Here is a 16837-nt window from a genome sequence, read left to right as displayed (position 1 = left end):
CTGTGGCCGGGGCAGTTGTATGATGTTGTGCTCTGGCCCGTGGGGGATGAGCGGGGGCTGGGGTGCGAGCCTTGTCGCGAGGGGGGCACATGGGGGGGCGAATTGACTTCCGGGCTCGTTCGACCCATGTTCAAGCGATGCTGATGCGCTTCCATCTTCACGCGGGCCAGATTCCGGCAAGGGCGTAGCCCCGGGTACCGAAGCGCGCGCTCCGGGCTCGGGGCGCACATCCATCCGTAAACAAGTCCAGGATCTGGACGCATTATCCGGCCATTTCCGTGCCGGCCCCGGAGCATTTTCCATGACGACATCGAAGCGCACGCGCCCGTCCGTTCACATGCTGGAGGACGAGGCGGAGAAGCTGACCAACCTGGCCCTGAACGTGGAGGAGCGGCTGCCCCAGGTGAGCGAACTGCTGCTGAGCGAGATCGAGCGCGCCACCCTGCACAAGGCCGGGCGGATCGGCTCGGACGTGGTGACGATGAATTCGACCGTGTCGTTCGTCGATACCGCGACCGGAACGGAGCGGCGCGTGACGCTGGTGTATCCGCCCGACGCCGATATCGACGCGGGGCGGATTTCCATTCTGACGCCTGTCGGCGCGGGCCTGATTGGCCTGAAGGCGGGCCAGTCGATCCTGTGGCCGGATCGTGAAGGCCGAAAGCGGCTGCTGGAGATCAGGCAGGTCGAACAGGCGGGGTGACATCCTCCTCGGCCGGCAGGTAGATCTCTCCGCCATGGGCTCGGAAGGTTTCGCTCATCCGTGCCATGCCTTCCTCTGCCGTGTCGGCGGCAATGAACCCGTCGGCCGGCTGGTTCTGTTTCATCGCGAAATCGCGCACCTCCTGCGTGATCTTCATGCTGCAGAACTTCGGGCCGCACATCGAGCAGAAGTGCGCTGTCTTTGCGCCTTCGGCTGGCAGCGTGGCATCGTGGAACTTTTCCGCCGTTTCCGGATCCAGGCTGAGGTTGAACTGGTCGCGCCAGCGGAATTCGAAGCGGGCGCGGGATAGCGCATCATCCCGGAGCTGGGCGGCGGGATGACCCTTGGCGAGGTCGGCGGCGTGGGCCGCCAGCTTGTAGGTGATGACCCCCACCTTCACATCGTCGCGGTCGGGCAGGCCCAGATGCTCCTTGGGGGTGACGTAGCAGAGCATGGCTGTGCCGAACCAGCCGATCATCGCCGCACCGATGCCCGAGGTGATGTGATCATAGCCGGGTGCGATGTCGGTGGTGAGCGGCCCCAGCGTGTAGAAGGGGGCTTCGCCGCAGGCTTCCAGCTGCTTGTCCATGTTCACCTTGATCTTGTGCATCGGCACATGGCCGGGGCCTTCGATCATCACCTGGCAGTCCATGTCCCAGGCGATCTTCGTGAGTTCGCCCAGCGTGTGCAGTTCGGCGAACTGCGCTTCGTCGTTCGCATCCGCGATGGAACCGGGGCGCAGGCCATCGCCCAGGCTGAAGCTGATGTCATAGGCGCGCAGGATTTCGCAGATCTCGGCGAAGTGGGTGTAGAGGAAATTCTCCTGGTGGTGGGCGAGGCACCATTTGGCCAGAATTGATCCGCCACGCGAAACAATGCCCGTAACACGCTTTGCAGTAAGGGGAATATAGGGAAGACGAACGCCTGCGTGGATTGTGAAATAATCCACGCCCTGTTCGGCCTGCTCGATCAGCGTGTCACGGAAAATCTCCCAGGTCAGATCCTCTGCGATGCCGCCCACCTTTTCCAGCGCCTGGTAGATGGGGACGGTGCCGATCGGAACGGGCGAGTTCCGGAGGATCCATTCGCGCGTGTCGTGGATGTTGCGGCCGGTGGAGAGGTCCATGACCGTGTCGGCGCCCCAGCGGATCGCCCAGACCATCTTCTCGACCTCTTCCGCGACCGAGGAGGCAACGGCCGAATTGCCGATGTTGGCGTTGATCTTCACCAGGAAGTTGCGGCCGATGATCATCGGTTCAAGTTCCGGATGATTGATGTTGGCCGGGATGATGGCGCGGCCGCGCGCGATTTCATCCCGGACGAATTCCGGTGTGACGAAATCGGGGATGGCGGCGCCGAAGCTTTCGCCGCCGCTGGCGGCCTTCAGCGCTTCCGCCCGGCCCAGGTTCTCGCGGATGGCGACGAATTCCATTTCCGGCGTGATGATGCCGGCCTTTGCATAGGCCATCTGCGTGACGGCCTTGCCGGGCTTTGCGCGCAGCGGATTGAGGTTGGGGGCGGGGAAGGGCTTCACCTCGCGCTTGCCGGCGCGCGAAAGGCCATTGTCTTCGGGCTTCACCTGCCGGCCTTCATAGCGTTCCACGTCGCCCCTGGCTTCGATCCAGCTGGTGCGAAGCTTGGGGAGGCCGGCGTTGATGTCGATGCGGGCATTCGGATCGGTGTAGGGCCCGGTGGTGTCATAGACGCGGACGGGCGGTTCCTTGGCGCTGGGCTCCAACGCGATTTCGCGCAGGGGAACGCGGATTCCGGGGTGCAACCGGCCGGCGACATGGATCTTGCGCGAAGCGGGCAACGGCCCGGTGGTGACGTTTGCCGTTTCCAGATGCGAGGGGATATCGGCCATGTGCGTTCCTCCAGAAAATTCGGATGGAAGGCGGGCCACTCTCTTTGCCGCTCCCTCCCTCCGCCGGTGTCAACCGGATCAGGTTCAGCGGGTCGGAAGCTGCTGCTTCCCTCTCAGCCGCGCGTCAGCGGCCCCCCGGGGACAAGGGACGGTGTATCCCGCAAACACCGGCTTGGCAAACCCGCGCCGGAATGCGACGGCATGCGCGATGCTGATCGGCCACGCCCAGCCCCGCCAGATGTTCCTGGATGCCGTTGGATCCGGGCGGATGCACCATGCCTGGCTGCTGGCCGGGCCCAGAGGTATCGGCAAGCGGCGCTTTGCCGACTGGGCTGCACTGAAACTGCTGAGCGGCGGCACGGGGCCGGGCGAAACCCCCGCCGATGATCCTGCCGCGCAACTGGTGGCGGCCGGTTCGCACCCCGATCACCGCATCCTGACGCCGCCCGTGGAGGGGAAGGGCAGCGCCACCGAATCCATCGTGATCGACCAGGTGCGGGATCTGGGGGATTTCCTGCACAGCTATCCGGCGATCGCAGGTTGGCGGACGTTGATCGTGGATTCGATCGACGACATGAATTCGAATACTGCCAATGCCTTCCTGAAGGAACTTGAAGAGCCGAGGCAAAAGACTGTCTATCTGCTGGTCAGCCATGCGCCGGCGCGGCTGCTGCCCACGATCCGATCGCGCTGCCGCATGCTGCGGCTGTTCCCCCTGAGCGCCGCGGAGGTCCGGCAGGTGCTGGACGATGGCGAGAACGGCTTTGGTGCCGCCGAGATCGATTCGATGGTGGCGATCGCACGCGGGGCGCCCGGTTCGGTTACGGCGCTTGCCGGTGCGGACATCGCCGGTCTGGACACGGCGCTGGACCGGATCGCTGCAGGTGGTGACGCCTCTGTGCTGGCGCGCAGCGTGCAGCCGCAGGCGGCCGGGCCGAAGCTGCAGGCGCTGCTGGCGCTGGTTCCCCAGCGCCTGGCGCGGGCGGCGAGGAGGAGCCCCGATCCGCGCCTTCTGGATCTGTACGCAGAGGCGGAGGCCCTCGCCCGGGATGCCGTGCGCCTTGCCTATGACAGGGCACAGGTGGCAATGGCCCTGGCTGACATCGTCGCCCGGGCCGGGCGCATCCAGGAACCAAGATGAGCCGTTATTTCGTCACGACTGCAATTTCCTATCCGAACGGGCGGCCGCATATCGGACACGCCTATGAGGTGATCGCCACGGACTGGCTGGCGCGCTTCGCCCGGCTCGACGGGCGCGATACCTTCTTCATGACCGGAACGGACGAGCATGGGCTGAAGATCGCCCAGGCTGCGCGCAAGGAAGGGGTTGAGCCGCAGCAGTTCGTCGACGGCATGGTTCAGCACTTCATTGCCATGTGCGACCGGCTGAACATCAGCCGGGACCGTTTCATCCGCACGACCGATCCGGACCACAAGGCCGTGGTGCAGGCATTGTGGCGCAGGCTGGTGGAGGCCGGCGACATCTATCTCGATCGGTATGAGGGCTGGTACTCCGTCCGGGACGAGGCCTATTTCGACGAGGACGAGCTGATCGTGGCCGACGACGGCACGAAGCTGGCGCCAACCGGGACCGAAGTGGCCTGGACTGTCGAGGAAAGCTGGTTCTTCCGCCTGTCCCGCTATCAGGAGCCGCTTCTGAAGCTGTATGCGGAACAGCCGAATTTCGTTCAGCCTTCCAATCGAATGAACGAGATGCGGGCGTTTGTTGAGAGAGGGTTGAAAGACCTTTCCATCAGCCGCACCAGCTTCGACTGGGGCGTGCCCGTGCCGGATTCGCCGGGCCATGTGATGTATGTGTGGCTGGACGCGCTGACCAATTACCTGACCCCTTCGGGCTGGCCAGCCGCCGGGTGGGAGGCGAAATGGCCGGCCGACCTGCATGTGATCGGCAAGGATGTGGTGCGCTTCCACGCCATCTACTGGCCGGCCTTCCTGATGTCCGCCGGGCTGCCGCTGCCGAAGAAGGTTTTCGGCCATGGATTCGTGCTGAATCGCGGTGCGAAGATGTCGAAATCGCTGGGCAACATCGTGGAGCCGATGGGTCTGTCCGATACCTTCGGAGTGGACCCCCTGCGTTATTACCTGCTGCGGGCGATCCAGTTCGGGCAGGATGGCGAATGGAGCCATGAGGCCATCGGACGGCGGATCAACGCCGACCTGGCGAACGACCTGGGCAACCTTGCGCAGCGGACGCTGAGCATGATCGCCAAGAACTGCGGCGGCGCAGTGCCCGCCGACGGACCCGCGACCGAGGCGGATGCGGCGCTGATGGCGGCGGTTTCCGGGATGCTGGCAGAGGCCCGTGCGGCACATGCCGAAGTGCGGCCCGATGTGGCGCTGGATGCCATCTGGGCGCGGGTGGGCGCGGTGAACGCCTATCTGAACGAAATGGCCCCCTGGGCCTTGCGAAAGAGCGACCCGGCACGTGCCGACGTCGTGCTGTACCATGCCGCCGAGTGCATCCGCCGCCTTGCGTTGCTGGTGCAGCCGGCCATGCCGGAAAGCGCCGCGAAGATGTTGGATCAGCTGGCAGTTGCGGAGGAAGCCCGCAGTTTCGGCGCGTTTGATGCCCGTCTTGTGCCGGGCACGCCGTTGCCGGCGCCGCAGGGCGTGTTCCCGCGCTGGGTGGAGCCCGTCGACGACGAAAGCTGATGCTGCGCGCGCCTAGCGGAAGTGCGCAGCGTCTCCGCCGCCGGTGAAGATGTCGGCTTCGTCGGCATCGGACGTGGGGGCGCGGTGCACGAAGGCCAGGATCGCAAGGCCCAGCACTGCCGACACCAGCGAGCCGCCATAGACACCCATCTTCACGGCCAGTTCCACACCGTTCCCGTGGAAGGCGAGCTTTCCGATAAACAGGCTCATGGTGAAGCCGATGCCGGCGACGCAGCCCATGCCGATGATGGAGGGCAGGGAGCCCGGCCGCTTCGCCTTGAACAGGAAGCCGCCCAGCAGCGTGCCGAGCGTGATTCCGACCGGCTTGCCGAGGATCAGGCCCAGCCCGATACCGATGCTGACGGGATGCGCGACGGCGGCGGCGAACCCGCTGCCCACGGCCGCACCGGCGCTGGCGAGCGCGAAGGCCGGCATCACCCCATAATGTACATAGGGACGCATGCTGTGTTCCAGATCGATCAGCAGGGATTCGCCCTGATCGTTGCGCATCGGGATGGCCAGAGCCGCCAGCACGCCCGCGATCGTGGGGTTCACGCCCGACATCTGCATGCACACCCACATGGGCATCGCCAGAAGCATGTACATGCCGTGCCAGTTCTTCCGGCGGCGGGTGAGGACCAGCATCGGGATGTAGAAGGCTGCCACGCCGGCCAGCCAGCCGATGTGCAGGGTTTCGGTATAGAAAAAGGCGATCACCAGAATGGCGATCAGATCGTCCACCACGGCAATGGCCAGCAGGAACACCTTCATGGCGGCCGGCACGCGGCTGCCCAGCAGCGCCACGACGCCCAGCGCAAAGGCGATGTCCGTGGCGGCGGGAATGGCCCAGCCATGTTCGAAGCCGGTGCCGCGGGTGACAAGCAGATAGATGCCGGCCGGCAGAAGAACCCCGCCCAGCGCCGCGACCAGGGGCAGCATGGCGGTCGAGACGCTGGAGAGTGCACCTTCCGTCAACTCGCGCTTCAGTTCCAGCCCGACGTAGAAGAAGAAGATCGCCATCAGCAGGTTTTTCACCCACTCTGTCAGCGTCATGGAGATTTCGAGGCTGCCGAAGCTGACGGTGCCGACACTTTGCAGAAGCTCGCTCTGCATCGGCGCCCAGGCGGAATTGGCGATGACCATGGCGGTGACGGCCGAGAGCAGAAGGACGATTCCGGGCCAGGCCTCTGAAGGGATCTTGCGCAGCATATGCAGTTTCTAGCCTGTCGCGCCGAGATTGAAACCCGGAACCGGACAGGCCACATGAGATCCATGCTGATCGATTCCCATTGCCACCTGAACTATCCGGGCCTTGTCGAGGATGAGGCGGGCGTGATCGAGCGGGCGCGGCAGGCCGGGCTGTCGGCCATGATTTCCATCTCCACGCGGGAGAAGGAATGGGCGGACGTGATCGCCGGCGCGGAGCGGCATGCCGGGGTGTTTGCGACCGTGGGCATTCACCCGCATGAGGCGGACCAGCACCCGGATATCGACACGGCAAGGCTTGTCGCTGCGGCAGCGCATCCGAAAGTGGTGGGCATCGGGGAATCCGGCCTGGATTATTACTATGACAAGTCGGACAGGGAGCGGCAGCGCCGTTCGTTCCTGTCTCATATCGCTGCCGCGCGCGAGACGCAGTTGCCGCTTGTGGTGCATACGCGCGATGCGGAAGACGACACCATCGAGATGCTGGGCCGCGAAACGGGGAAGGGCGCCTTTCCCATGGTGATCCACTGCTTCACCGGATCGGCGCGTCTGGCGGCCGCCTGCCTGGAGCTGGGGGCCTATGTGTCGCTGTCGGGCATCGTCACATTCAAGAATGCCCGCGACCTGCAGGAGACGGCAAAGACCATTCCCGCCGATCGTCTGCTGATCGAAACCGATGCGCCCTTCCTTGCGCCTGTGCCGATGCGCGGCAAGGTCTGCGAGCCGGCCCATGTGGCGCACACGGCGGCGTTTCTGGCAGGGCTGCGGGGCGTGGAAGCCGAAGAACTGATGGAAACAACGGGCAGAAACACACTGAAACTTTTTTCTAAAATGGATTTCTGATGCGACTGGTGATGCTGGGCTGTGGCACGTCTTCGGGTGTGCCGCGCATCGGCAGCGACTGGGGACGTTGCGATCCCGCCAACCCGCGCAACCGGCGGCGGCGGGTTTCCATCCTGGTGGAGGCGGGAGATACCCGGCTGCTGGTCGATACCGGGCCGGATCTGCGCGAACAGTTGCTGGATGCGCGTGTCGACTGGCTGACCGCCGTTCTGTACACCCATGACCATGCCGATCACAGCCATGGCATCGACGATCTAAGGCCGTTGTTCCATGCGTCGGGCACGGAAATCGACTGCTATATGGATGAGGCGACGCGGGCCGGCCTTCGGACGCGATTCCGCTATGTGTTCGCTGGCAGGCAGGGGTATCCGCCAACAGCGAAGGCGCATCTGATCCGGGATGTGATGCAGTTCGGGCCGATCACCGTCCGCCCGTTCCGGCAGCATCATGGGCCCATATATTCCATTGGCTATCGCTTTGAAGCGGAAGGCGTTTCCATCGCCTATTCCACCGACGTCAGCGATTTTCCGGCTGAAAGCTGGCCCTTGCTGGAAGGGCTGGACCTGTGGGTGGTCGATGCCCTTCGGCGCAACCCGCATCCCACCCACAGCCATCTGGCGAAGACCCTGGACTGGATCGGGCGGGTGCAGCCGCGCGAAGCCTGGTTGACCCACATGGACCAGAGCATGGACCATGACGAACTGGTGGCGGAACTTCCACCCCGGATCAGCCCCGGCTGGGACGGCCGCATCTGGGAGGCTACGGCATGACCTTCGCCCTTGTGAGCCTGCTGGCCAGCCTTGCGCTGATCCTGGCGCTGAACTGGCGCCGCTTGAATGCGCTCGGGCCGACGAAGGTGGCCCAGATGCTGGGCATCTGGACCGCCATCATTCTGGGCCTGGTGCTGATCCTGAAGTATCTGGGCTACTGAACGGCCGTCAGAGGTTCAGGATGGCTGGGTCACCGCCGGTTGCCGCGATGTTCACCGTAAGCGTCCGTTCTGTGGCGTAGCGGATCAGCGCATGCGGACCGCCGGCCTTGGGGCCGGTGCCGGAAAGCCCTTCTCCGCCAAAAGGCTGCACGCCAACGACTGCGCCTGTCATGGACCGGTTCACATAGCAGTTGCCCGCTGGCACCAGCGCGCGAATGCGTTCGACGAAGCGATCCGTGCGGCTGTGGATGCCCAGCGTAAGGCCATAGCCGCGCGCGGCCAGGCGCCTGCCGATCTCGTCCAGTTCATCGGCCTTGTAGCGGTAGACATGCAGGATCGGACCGAACACCTCTCGCTCGAGGAAATCGGGGGACGGGATTTCGGCGATGACCGGTCCGAAGAAGCTGCCTTTCGTCAGGGCCGCGCCGGGTTCGAGTCTGCCGAGAATCCGGGCTTCCTGCCGGAGCCGGGCGAGGTGGGTTTCAAGCGCCGTGCGCGCGTCTGCATCGATGACCGGGCCGACATCGGTGCGCGGATCGGCCGGATCGCCGATCTGCAACTCCTCCATCGCGCCCAGCAGGGTTTCGATCAGCAGATCCGCCGATTCGTCCGGGAGATAGAGGATGCGCAGCGCAGAACAGCGCTGGCCGGCCGATCCGAAGGCCGACAGCAGCACATCGTCCACCACCTGTTCCTTCAAGGCGGACGTATCGACGAACATGGCATTGAGGCCGCCGGTTTCCGCGATGAAGGGCAGGATGGGACCGGGGCGCGCCGCCAGGGATCGGTTGATGGCCCAGGCCGTTTCCGTGCCGCCGGTGAAGGCGACTCCATCCACCTGTGGATGCGAGACGAGCGCCGCGCCGACGGTGGCGCCATCGCCGGGCAGCAGTGCCAGCAGACGCGGATCAAGGCCCGCGTTGTGGAATGCGCGCACTGCCTCTGCCGCGATCAGCGGAGTCTGTTCCGCCGGCTTTGCAAGAACCGCGTTGCCCGCGGCCAGCGCAGCCGCCACCTGACCGGTGAAGATCGCCAGCGGGAAGTTCCAGGGAGAAATGCAGACGAAGGTGCCGCGGCCGGCAAGCGCCAGCGAATTGGTTTCCCCGACAGGCCCGGGCAGGGCCTTTGCCGCCCCGAACTGCCGTTCGGCGAGGCGGGCATAATAGCGACAGAAATCAACCGCTTCCCGCACTTCGGCGACGCCGTCGTTCAGCGTCTTGCCGCCTTCCCGCGACAGCAGCGCCACCAGCCGGTCCATATCGGCCTCGAGCAGATCCGCGGTGCGGCGAAGCACTGCGGCACGGGCAGGCCCGCCGGCTTCATCCCATGACGGGAAAGCCTCTCTGGCGAGGCCGGCGGCGCGATCGATGTCGGCAGTTGTCGACGGATGGACCAAGCCGGCCAGGCTATCGGTGTCGGCCGGGCTCGCGATCGGTACGGAGGGGGCTGTCGTCACCAGCTCGCCGCCGATGATCGGACCGGCGATGATGGTTCCCAGCGAGGCGGTCGCCGCCGCCGCCACGTCACGGGCGGCCCGGATGCTGTAATCCCGGCCCAGCGGGTTCAGCCGGTGCTGGCCATAGAGATCGGCGGGCGTCGGGATCTTCGGATGACGCCCCGGGGCGGATTCGACGGCCGAGATCGGATCGGCCACCACCATTGCAGCCGGCACACGTTCATCCAGCAGGGCATGGACAAAGCTGGAGTTGGCGCCGTTTTCCAGCAGGCGTCGCACAAGATAGGGCAGCAGTTCTTCATGGCTGCCCACGGGGGCGTAGGCCCGCACCTTCTGGGCCAGGCCCGCAGCTTCGTACAGCGCTTCGCCCATGCCATGCAGGCGCTGGTGTTCGATGCGCACGCCGCGCCGTTCCGCCATGTGACCGACAGCGACCAGCGTGTGCGCATTGTGGGTGGCGAACTGGGGATAGAGGTGCGGGGCCGCAAGGATCAGCGCTTCGGCTGCAACCAGATAGTTCAGATCCGTGGCCGGCTTGGTGGTGAACACGGGATAGTCCGGCCGGCCGTTCATCTGCGCCAGCTTGATTTCCGTATCCCAGTAGGCGCCCTTCACCAGGCGCACCATCAGCCGGCGCCCGCTGGACAGGGACAGCGCCTTCAGCGCCGCGATGACATCCACGGCCCGCTTCTGATAGGCCTGCACGACCACGCCGAGGCCTGTCCATTCGCCAAGCGATTCTTCGCGTGACAGGCGATCGACCAGTTTCAGGGAGAGGACGAGGCGATCGGCTTCCTCGGCATCGATGGTGAGATTGAGATTGTAGCCGGCCGCGGATTCCGCGAGCCGGCGCAGGCGCGGATAGAGCGTTTCCCAGACGCGTTCTTCCTGGACGGCCTGATAGCGCGGGCAGAGCGCGGAGAGCTTGACCGAGACGCCATGGCCGTCTTCCGGCGGCAGGCGTCCGCCGCGCGCTTCCCCCACCGCGACAATGGCGTCGTTATAGATGCGCTCATACCGCGCGGCATCCGCTTCGGTGCGGGCGCCTTCGCCGAGCATGTCGAAGGAACAGAGCGTCTTTTCCTTTTCGGCGCGCTTCAGCGCATCCCCGATCGTGCGGCCCATGACGAACTGCTCGCCCATGATGCGGACGGCCGTTCCCACCGCTGTGCGCACGACAGGCTGCCCCAGCTGCCCTGTGATGCGGCGCATCCAGGCGACGGGATCCTTCTTTGCCTCTGCATCGACATCGACGAAGCGCTGGGTCAGCATGAGCCCCCAGGTGGACGCGTTCACCAGCAGGCTGTCCGACTGGCCCAGATGGGCCTCCCAGTCTCCGGCGGAAATCTTCTCGGAGATCAGCAGGCTTTTCGTTTTCGCGTCCGGGATGCGCAGCAGCGCCTCAGCGAGGCACATGAGCGCAAGACCTTCCTGGGTGCCCAGCGAGAACTGCTGGAGGAAGCTTTCCACCACGCCCTGCTTCTTGTTCGATTTCCGGGCCTGTTCGACGAGCTTCGTGGCCGAGGCCACGATATCCTGCCGCTCTCGGACGGACAGGGGGCTGGAGCCGAGCAGGTCGCGCACGACCTTCTGTTCATCGGCGTATTTGCCGTCGTCCAGCGGATCCCAGGACAGGGCGGACAGGGGGGCAGCCGACCCCGACGGAGTCGGCTGGGGGGAATAAGCAGACATCATGATCTCCGATACCGAACGATCTCCATATAACGGGATCAATACAGGAAGTCTTTTGCCATCTTTTTGAGAATCTCGGAATCTGTCCGGCGTTTGAGGAAAATGTCGAATATCATATCAGGCCGCGCGGCTGCGCCGTCGCGCGAAGAGGGCGTAGAGGAGCAGCCCCACCAGGTTCCAGATCAGGAAATAGATCTGGGTAGTGCCGGGCAGGCTGATGAACAGATAGAGGCAGCCCAGGATCGCGATACCGCCCACCAGCGGCGCGGCCGGCGTGCGGAACAGCCGATGGGCATCGGGTTCCCGCCTGCGCATCACGAGCATGCAGATGGCAACGGCGACAAAGGCCGCGAGCGTGCCGGCATTGGCCAGGGCCGCGATCTCCGCCAGCGGGAACAACCCTGCGATCACCGCGACGAGAACGGCGGTGAACAGGGTGATCCGCACTGGCGTGCCACGCTTCGACACCTTCGCCATGCCGCGCGGCAGCAGACCGTCGCGCGCCATGACGAAGAAGATGCGGCTTTGACCATAAAAAAAGGCGAGGATCACTGTGGGGAGAGCGATCACCGCCGAGCCGGCGAGATAGGTTGCAGCCCAGGGCTTGTTCAGTTCGCGCAGGATCAGCGCGAGCGGTTCGGGGCTGTTTGCAAATTGCTGGAAGGGCAGGGCGCCCACCGCGACCGCGGCGACCGCCATGTAGATGAGGATGCAGGCGATCATCGAGCCGACGATCCCGCGCGGCAGGTTGCGGCCCGGATCCTTCGTCTCTTCCGCCGCCGTGGCGATGGCGTCGAAGCCGTAGAAGGCGAAGAAGATGATGGCGGCCGCCGCCATCACGCCGCGTTCCACCCCGTCGGGGCCCATGGACTTCGCGAAGCCGAAGGGCATGAAGGGCTGGAGATTGGCGGAATTGAAGGCAGGCATGGCAACGGCCACGAACACGATCAGCGCCACGATCTTCACGACAACCAAGAAGGCGTTGAGCGTGGCGCTTTCTCTGGTGCCGACCATCAGCAACCCGGCCACGACGCCGATGATCAGGATCGCCGGCAGGTTGATGAGGCCGCCAAGCTCTGGCGCCTGCATGAATTCCATTGGTATTGCGAATGTCGCCTGCAGAAGCGGCGCGGCATAGCCTGACCAGCCGACGGCGACAGCGCTGACGACGAGGCTGTATTCCAGGATCAGGCTCCACCCGATGATCCAGGCGAACAGTTCGCCGATCACGACATAGCTGTAGGTGTAGGCGCTGCCAGATGCCGGGATCATCACGGCCATTTCGGCGTAGCAGAGCGCGGCGCAGGCGCAGATCAGGCCGGCGATCACGAAGGAGAGGATCACGGACGGCCCGGCCTTGTCGGCGCCGACGCCGATCAGGGTGAGGATGCCGGTTCCGACGATCGCGCCCACGCCGAGCCCGACCAGATGCGGCCAGCTGAGGCTGGGCGTGAGACGATGATGTTCATGCACATCGGCGACGGATCCGAAGGATTTGCGACTGTTCCAGCTCATGCGATCTCTCCAACACCGATGAAAGGGCTTTTCCCGGCGGCATATCGATTGTAGATGTGCATTCCGGAGGATCTTCGATGCTTGATGTGATTGACCGGAATATTCTTCGAACGCTGCAAGCGGACGGACGCATTACCTATCAGGAACTGGCGGCCGCATCCGGCATCTCGCCCTCGGCCTGCTTCGATCGTCTCCGCAAGCTTCGAGAGCAGGGCTATGTGAAGGGGATTGTCGCCCTTCTGGACCCGGCGCTTCTGAACCGATCGTTGCTCGTCTTCATCGAAGTCCTGCTCGACCGCACAACGAACAATGTGTTCGAGCAGTTCGCTGATGCGATGAAGCGCATGCCTGAAATCATGGAATGTCATATGGTTGCAGGTGGTTTCGATTATCTTCTTAAAGTTCGCGTGGCCGACATGGCCGCCTATCGCCGCTTCCTTGGGGATTCGCTCACCACCATGCCTGGGGTCCGTGAAACCCGCACCTATGCGGTTCTGGAAGAAGTGAAATCCGGGACGGCCATTCCAATCTGACCGTCCCGGCTTTCCATCATCAGGGCCTTGCAGCGACCGGATCGTTCGGGATGGGCGCGGACAGGCGCGCCCGTTCGGACTTCACCATCGTCGCGACCTGCTCCAGCAGCTTGGGGGCATCATAGATGATCCCGTCCTTGATGGTGTAGCGAACGCCACCAACACGCTCCAGCTTGCCGGTCTTGTCGTCGAGGCGCAGGGCCTTGGTGCCATAGAGAGTCTTCAGGTTCTGCAACGGGTTTTCGGTGGTGATCACCAGGTCCGCCAGCATTCCCGGACGCACGACGCCCATCGGGGCGTTTCCGCCCAGATGCTTGTAGAGATTGTCCGCGCCCCACATCGTCGCCGAACGGATGATCTCGAGGGGCGAGAAGCCCGCCTCGCGCAGAAGCTCAAGTTCTTCGACATAGCCGAACCCGTAGGTCTTGTAGATGAAGCCGCTGTCGGTGCCGACGGTCACACGTCCACCGATATTCTTGTAGTCATTCACGATATTGAAGAAACGGCCATAGAACTTCTTCCAGGCGAACTCATTCTCGGTTGACCAGTCGAAGAAGTAGCTGCCGTGATTGTCACGCGAGGACTGGAAGTAGCTCCAGAGCTGTGGCGTGGTGTAGGTCGAGTGCCATTCAGCCGTGCGCGCGCGCATCAGATCGCGGGAGGCCGCGTAGATGTTGAAGGTGGGGTCGAAGGCGACGCCAGTCTTCTTCTGGTCCTCCAGATAGGCTTTCCATTCGGGCGAGCCGGGCTCGTACACCTGATTCCAGATTTCAGCCACTTCGCCGAAGCGGTGCTGTTCGTTGTTGTAATCGTAATCGGCCGGGAAATCCTGGATCGTGCGATCCTTCAGCAGGGATTCCATATGGCCGTAATAGTGGGTGATCGTGTCGAGCCCGGCAGCCGCCGCCTGACGTGCGTTGAAATTGGCGACCCCCATCTGCGACAGGTGGGCGGTGGTGCCCATGCGGTTCTTGTGTGCTTCGTCGATCAGCGCAGCGAAGATCTCCGGCGTCTCGTTCGGGGCGTTGAAGAACTTGATGCCGTCGATCCCGTTCTTGGCCGCCCATTGCACCCAGGCGCGCGCCTTGGCGACGCTGTCCACCGTGCCGCCGGACCAGCCCGAACCGGGCGTCTGGTAGTTGAAAATGCGCGGCGCGGCGATTTCGTTACGAGCGGAGCGGGCCTTTTCGGAGACCGCCACATCGTTGGTGGCCAGCGGGACGCCACGAACCGTCGTCACGCCATGTGCAAGCCACAGCTTGTAGGCGTAGGAGGCGTCGGGCGCCTTGTCCGGGCCGGGCAGGTGGACGTGCATGTCGGTGAAGCCAGGCATCACATACATGCCGGTTCCATCGATCTCATGATCGGCGTCCGTTGGTTCCCGGCCGGGTTTGGAGGGCAGGCCGGGCCAGCCGGACTGCTTGACGGAGGTGATGCGGTTGCCTTCGATCACGATGTCGAAGCGGCTGCGCGGCGGTGCGCCGGTGCCGTCGATCAGGGTCACGTTGCGGATCACCAGCTTGCGGAAGGGCCCCATGCTTTCCTCGGCCGTGCGGGCGGGCGCACCCTGCACTTTCTGGGCCTGGGCCAGTGCCGGCGTGGCCGCCAGCTGAAGAGCAACCATCGCGCCAGCCAGAAGGGCGCCTCGCTTCCACGTCAACTTCCGCATTCTTATCCCCTTGATTCATCCTGTACGCCTTGCAGGCCGGCCGCGACCCGACGGGAGGCCGGCCTGCGCCGGCGGCGTCAACTGCGCGGTACGCCCTGTTCGGGCAGGCCCCGCTTGCGCTTCTCTTCCTTCACCTGCTCGGCAACATCGGCCAGCAGCTTCTTGGCGTCGTATACGATTCCATCCTTCACCGTGTAGGATACCCCGCCGACACGTTCCAGCTTTTGTGTTTTCTCGTTCAGGCGAAGGGTGCCCGTGCCGTAAAGCGTCTTGAAATTCTGCAGCGGGTTTTCCTTCACGATCACCAGATCGGCGAGTTTGCCCACACGCACCTGACCGATCGGCGGATCCACAACTCCCTTGGGTTCATAGAGCGTGAGCGCGCCGTTCAGCGTGGCTGCCTGGATCACCTCATGCGGGTTGAAGCCCGCTTCCTGCAGCAGTTCCAGTTCTTCGGGATAACCGAAACCATAGGTCTTGAAGATGAAGCCGGAATCGGTGCCGACAGTCACGCGGCCGCCCATATTCTTGTAATCGTTGAGGAGCCGCATGAAGCGCTGGTAGAAGTTGCGCCACTGCACCTCGCGCCGCGTTGTCCAGTCAAAGAAGTAGCTGCCGTGATTGATCCGGCTGGACTGGAAGAATTCCCAGAGCTGCGGCATCGTGTATGTGTCGTGCCACTCATCGTTCCTGGCCCGCGACAAATCTCGGCTTGCGAGATAGATTGTCATCGTCGGATCAAAGGTAACATTATGCTCCTTCTGGAATTTAAGATACTCGAACCATTGCTCTGAGCCTGGTTCATATATTTCATTCCAGATGTCGGCAACTTCACCGAAGCGATATTGTTCGTCGTTGAAATTATATTCCGGCGTGAGTGGCTGAATCTTGTAATTCTTCAAGAGGGATTCGAAGTGACCATAATAGTGGGTCACTGTTCCGAGCCCGGCTTCGCCCGACTGGCGGGCATTCATGCGCGGCACGCCGATCTGCGAGTGGTGGGTGACGGTGCCGATTCCCAGCTTCTTCGCTTCATCAAGCGCCGCCTTGTAGGCTTCGGGGCCCTGATCGACGCCGATTCCGAACTTGATGCAATCGATCCCTGCCTTCGCGGCATATTGCACCCAGGACCGCATCGTGGCTGGGGTGTCGGTGGGCTTCTTCGCCCATCCACCGCCTTCACCCGGGCGAGCGCAGGTGAAGATCCGGGGCGCGACGATCTGGTTCGCTGCCGAGCGCCGCTGTTCGGACAGGGAGATGTCCATCGGTGCCAGGCCGACCCCACGAACGGTCGTCACGCCATGCGCCAGCCAGAGCTTGTAGGAATAGCTCATGTCCGGGGCCTTGTCGTCGCCGGAGGCATGGACGTGCATGTCGATAAAGCCCGGCATCACGTACATGCCGGTCGCATCCAGTTCATAATCGACATTCCGGGGTTCCCGCCCGGCCTGCATGGGAAGACCGGGTGTGCCCGCCTGGCGGATTTCCACGATCCGGTTTCGTTCCACGACAATGTCGACAGGGCCGCGCGGCGGCGCGCCGGAGCCATCGATCAATGTCGCGCCGCGGATGACCATCCGGTTGAACGGGCCCACGCCTTCGTCCTGCTTGCGGGGCGGGGCAGGGACATTGGTGGCCGCAAGCAGCGGAGCGGCCGCGACAGAAGCGATCAGCGAGGCTGCGCACAGCAGCTTCGGGGACAGAAGTTTCGCAAGGCGCATGAATTTCACCTTTCAAGGTCGACCGGCCGGG

At 63.9% G+C, this 16837-nt stretch carries 13 protein-coding genes and 1 riboswitch; of the genes, 7 read left to right on the top strand and 6 right to left on the bottom strand.

Annotation, left to right across the window (positions count from 1 at the left end):
- Positions 1-301 precede the first annotated feature (301 nt).
- Positions 302-703, top strand: coding sequence for a nucleoside diphosphate kinase regulator (gene rnk / locus ACW9TV_RS10100; RefSeq protein ID WP_494303352.1), 402 nt, complete (start codon positions 302-304; stop codon positions 701-703).
- Here the strand turns inward: rnk and thiC are convergent.
- Entirely contained in the window at positions 678-2567 is a 1890-nt protein-coding gene (gene thiC, locus ACW9TV_RS10095) for a phosphomethylpyrimidine synthase ThiC (protein ID WP_494303351.1), read from the bottom strand. The two genes, rnk and thiC, sit on opposite strands and share 26 nt — an antisense overlap.
- A 38-nt stretch (positions 2568-2605) precedes the next feature.
- Positions 2606-2715, bottom strand: a riboswitch (TPP riboswitch).
- 60 nt (positions 2716-2775) lie between these two features.
- Between thiC and ACW9TV_RS10090 the strand changes: the two genes are divergently transcribed.
- Both ACW9TV_RS10090 and metG read left to right on the top strand, forming a co-directional pair.
- Positions 2776-3708, top strand: a complete 933-nt coding sequence (locus ACW9TV_RS10090) for a DNA polymerase III delta subunit-related protein (RefSeq protein ID WP_494303350.1) — start codon at positions 2776-2778, stop codon at positions 3706-3708.
- Entirely contained in the window at positions 3705-5240 is a 1536-nt protein-coding gene (metG, locus tag ACW9TV_RS10085; protein WP_494303349.1) for a methionine--tRNA ligase, read from the top strand. Before ACW9TV_RS10090 ends, metG begins: the two co-directional genes overlap by 4 nt.
- A gap of 12 nt (positions 5241-5252) precedes the next feature.
- On the opposite strand, the gene nhaA is transcribed toward metG, so the two are convergent.
- On the bottom strand, positions 5253-6449 hold the full coding sequence (nhaA, locus tag ACW9TV_RS10080) for a Na+/H+ antiporter NhaA (protein WP_494303348.1): 1197 nt from the start codon (positions 6447-6449) through the stop codon (positions 5253-5255).
- Between the two features lie 63 nt (positions 6450-6512).
- Here nhaA and ACW9TV_RS10075 point away from each other — a divergent pair, with 63 nt between their 5' ends.
- The 3 genes from ACW9TV_RS10075 to ACW9TV_RS10065 are packed head-to-tail and all read left to right on the top strand — an operon-like array spanning position 6513 to position 8220.
- Complete coding sequence (locus ACW9TV_RS10075) at positions 6513-7289, top strand: TatD family hydrolase (protein WP_494303347.1); 777 nt, start codon at positions 6513-6515, stop codon at positions 7287-7289.
- Positions 7289-8059: an MBL fold metallo-hydrolase gene (locus tag ACW9TV_RS10070; protein ID WP_494303346.1), complete on the top strand. Its 771-nt coding sequence runs from the start codon at positions 7289-7291 to the stop codon at positions 8057-8059. Before ACW9TV_RS10075 ends, ACW9TV_RS10070 begins: the two co-directional genes overlap by 1 nt.
- Positions 8056-8220, top strand: a complete 165-nt coding sequence (locus ACW9TV_RS10065; protein WP_494303345.1) for a hypothetical protein — start codon at positions 8056-8058, stop codon at positions 8218-8220. Before ACW9TV_RS10070 ends, ACW9TV_RS10065 begins: the two co-directional genes overlap by 4 nt.
- Before the next feature lie 7 nt (positions 8221-8227).
- On the opposite strand, the gene putA is transcribed toward ACW9TV_RS10065, so the two are convergent.
- Entirely contained in the window at positions 8228-11368 is a 3141-nt protein-coding gene (gene putA, locus ACW9TV_RS10060; RefSeq protein WP_494303344.1) for a bifunctional proline dehydrogenase/L-glutamate gamma-semialdehyde dehydrogenase PutA, read from the bottom strand.
- A gap of 117 nt (positions 11369-11485) precedes the next feature.
- A complete protein-coding gene (locus ACW9TV_RS10055) occupies positions 11486-12883 on the bottom strand; it encodes an amino acid permease (RefSeq protein ID WP_494303343.1) in 1398 nt (465 codons plus the stop codon).
- A gap of 77 nt (positions 12884-12960) precedes the next feature.
- Here ACW9TV_RS10055 and ACW9TV_RS10050 point away from each other — a divergent pair, with 77 nt between their 5' ends.
- Positions 12961-13416: an Lrp/AsnC ligand binding domain-containing protein gene (locus ACW9TV_RS10050; protein ID WP_494303342.1), complete on the top strand. Its 456-nt coding sequence runs from the start codon at positions 12961-12963 to the stop codon at positions 13414-13416.
- 19 nt (positions 13417-13435) lie between these two features.
- On the opposite strand, the gene ACW9TV_RS10045 is transcribed toward ACW9TV_RS10050, so the two are convergent.
- Together ACW9TV_RS10045 and ACW9TV_RS10040 are read right to left on the bottom strand one after the other, a co-directional pair.
- On the bottom strand, positions 13436-15040 hold the full coding sequence (locus tag ACW9TV_RS10045; protein ID WP_494303341.1) for an amidohydrolase family protein: 1605 nt from the start codon (positions 15038-15040) through the stop codon (positions 13436-13438).
- Positions 15041-15162: 122 nt separating this feature from the next.
- A complete protein-coding gene (locus ACW9TV_RS10040) occupies positions 15163-16806 on the bottom strand; it encodes an amidohydrolase family protein (RefSeq protein WP_494303340.1) in 1644 nt (547 codons plus the stop codon).
- Positions 16807-16837: the final 31 nt, after the last annotated feature.

The organism is Sandaracinobacter sp. T42 (assembly GCF_059115405.1).
Note: the sequence above shows the minus strand (reverse complement) of the source record. Positions and strands in the feature narration are given on the sequence as shown.

Excerpts from the sequence above, each read along its gene's own strand:
- rnk (WP_494303352.1), top strand. The coding sequence starts at position 302 with ATGACGACATCGAAGCGCACGCGCCCGTCCGTTCACATGCTGGAGGAC.
- putA (WP_494303344.1), bottom strand. The coding sequence starts at position 11,368 with ATGTCTGCTTATTCCCCCCAGCCGACTCCGTCGGGGTCGGCTGCCCCC.
- ACW9TV_RS10050 (WP_494303342.1), top strand. The coding sequence starts at position 12,961 with ATGCTTGATGTGATTGACCGGAATATTCTTCGAACGCTGCAAGCGGAC.
- nhaA (WP_494303348.1), bottom strand. The coding sequence starts at position 6,449 with ATGCTGCGCAAGATCCCTTCAGAGGCCTGGCCCGGAATCGTCCTTCTG.
- ACW9TV_RS10090 (WP_494303350.1), top strand. The coding sequence starts at position 2,776 with ATGCTGATCGGCCACGCCCAGCCCCGCCAGATGTTCCTGGATGCCGTT.
- metG (WP_494303349.1), top strand. The coding sequence starts at position 3,705 with ATGAGCCGTTATTTCGTCACGACTGCAATTTCCTATCCGAACGGGCGG.
- ACW9TV_RS10075 (WP_494303347.1), top strand. The coding sequence starts at position 6,513 with ATGCTGATCGATTCCCATTGCCACCTGAACTATCCGGGCCTTGTCGAG.
- ACW9TV_RS10055 (WP_494303343.1), bottom strand. The coding sequence starts at position 12,883 with ATGAGCTGGAACAGTCGCAAATCCTTCGGATCCGTCGCCGATGTGCAT.
- ACW9TV_RS10045 (WP_494303341.1), bottom strand. The coding sequence starts at position 15,040 with ATGGTTGCTCTTCAGCTGGCGGCCACGCCGGCACTGGCCCAGGCCCAG.
- thiC (WP_494303351.1), bottom strand. The coding sequence starts at position 2,567 with ATGGCCGATATCCCCTCGCATCTGGAAACGGCAAACGTCACCACCGGG.
- ACW9TV_RS10065 (WP_494303345.1), top strand. The coding sequence starts at position 8,056 with ATGACCTTCGCCCTTGTGAGCCTGCTGGCCAGCCTTGCGCTGATCCTG.
- ACW9TV_RS10070 (WP_494303346.1), top strand. The coding sequence starts at position 7,289 with ATGCGACTGGTGATGCTGGGCTGTGGCACGTCTTCGGGTGTGCCGCGC.
- ACW9TV_RS10040 (WP_494303340.1), bottom strand. The coding sequence starts at position 16,806 with ATGCGCCTTGCGAAACTTCTGTCCCCGAAGCTGCTGTGCGCAGCCTCG.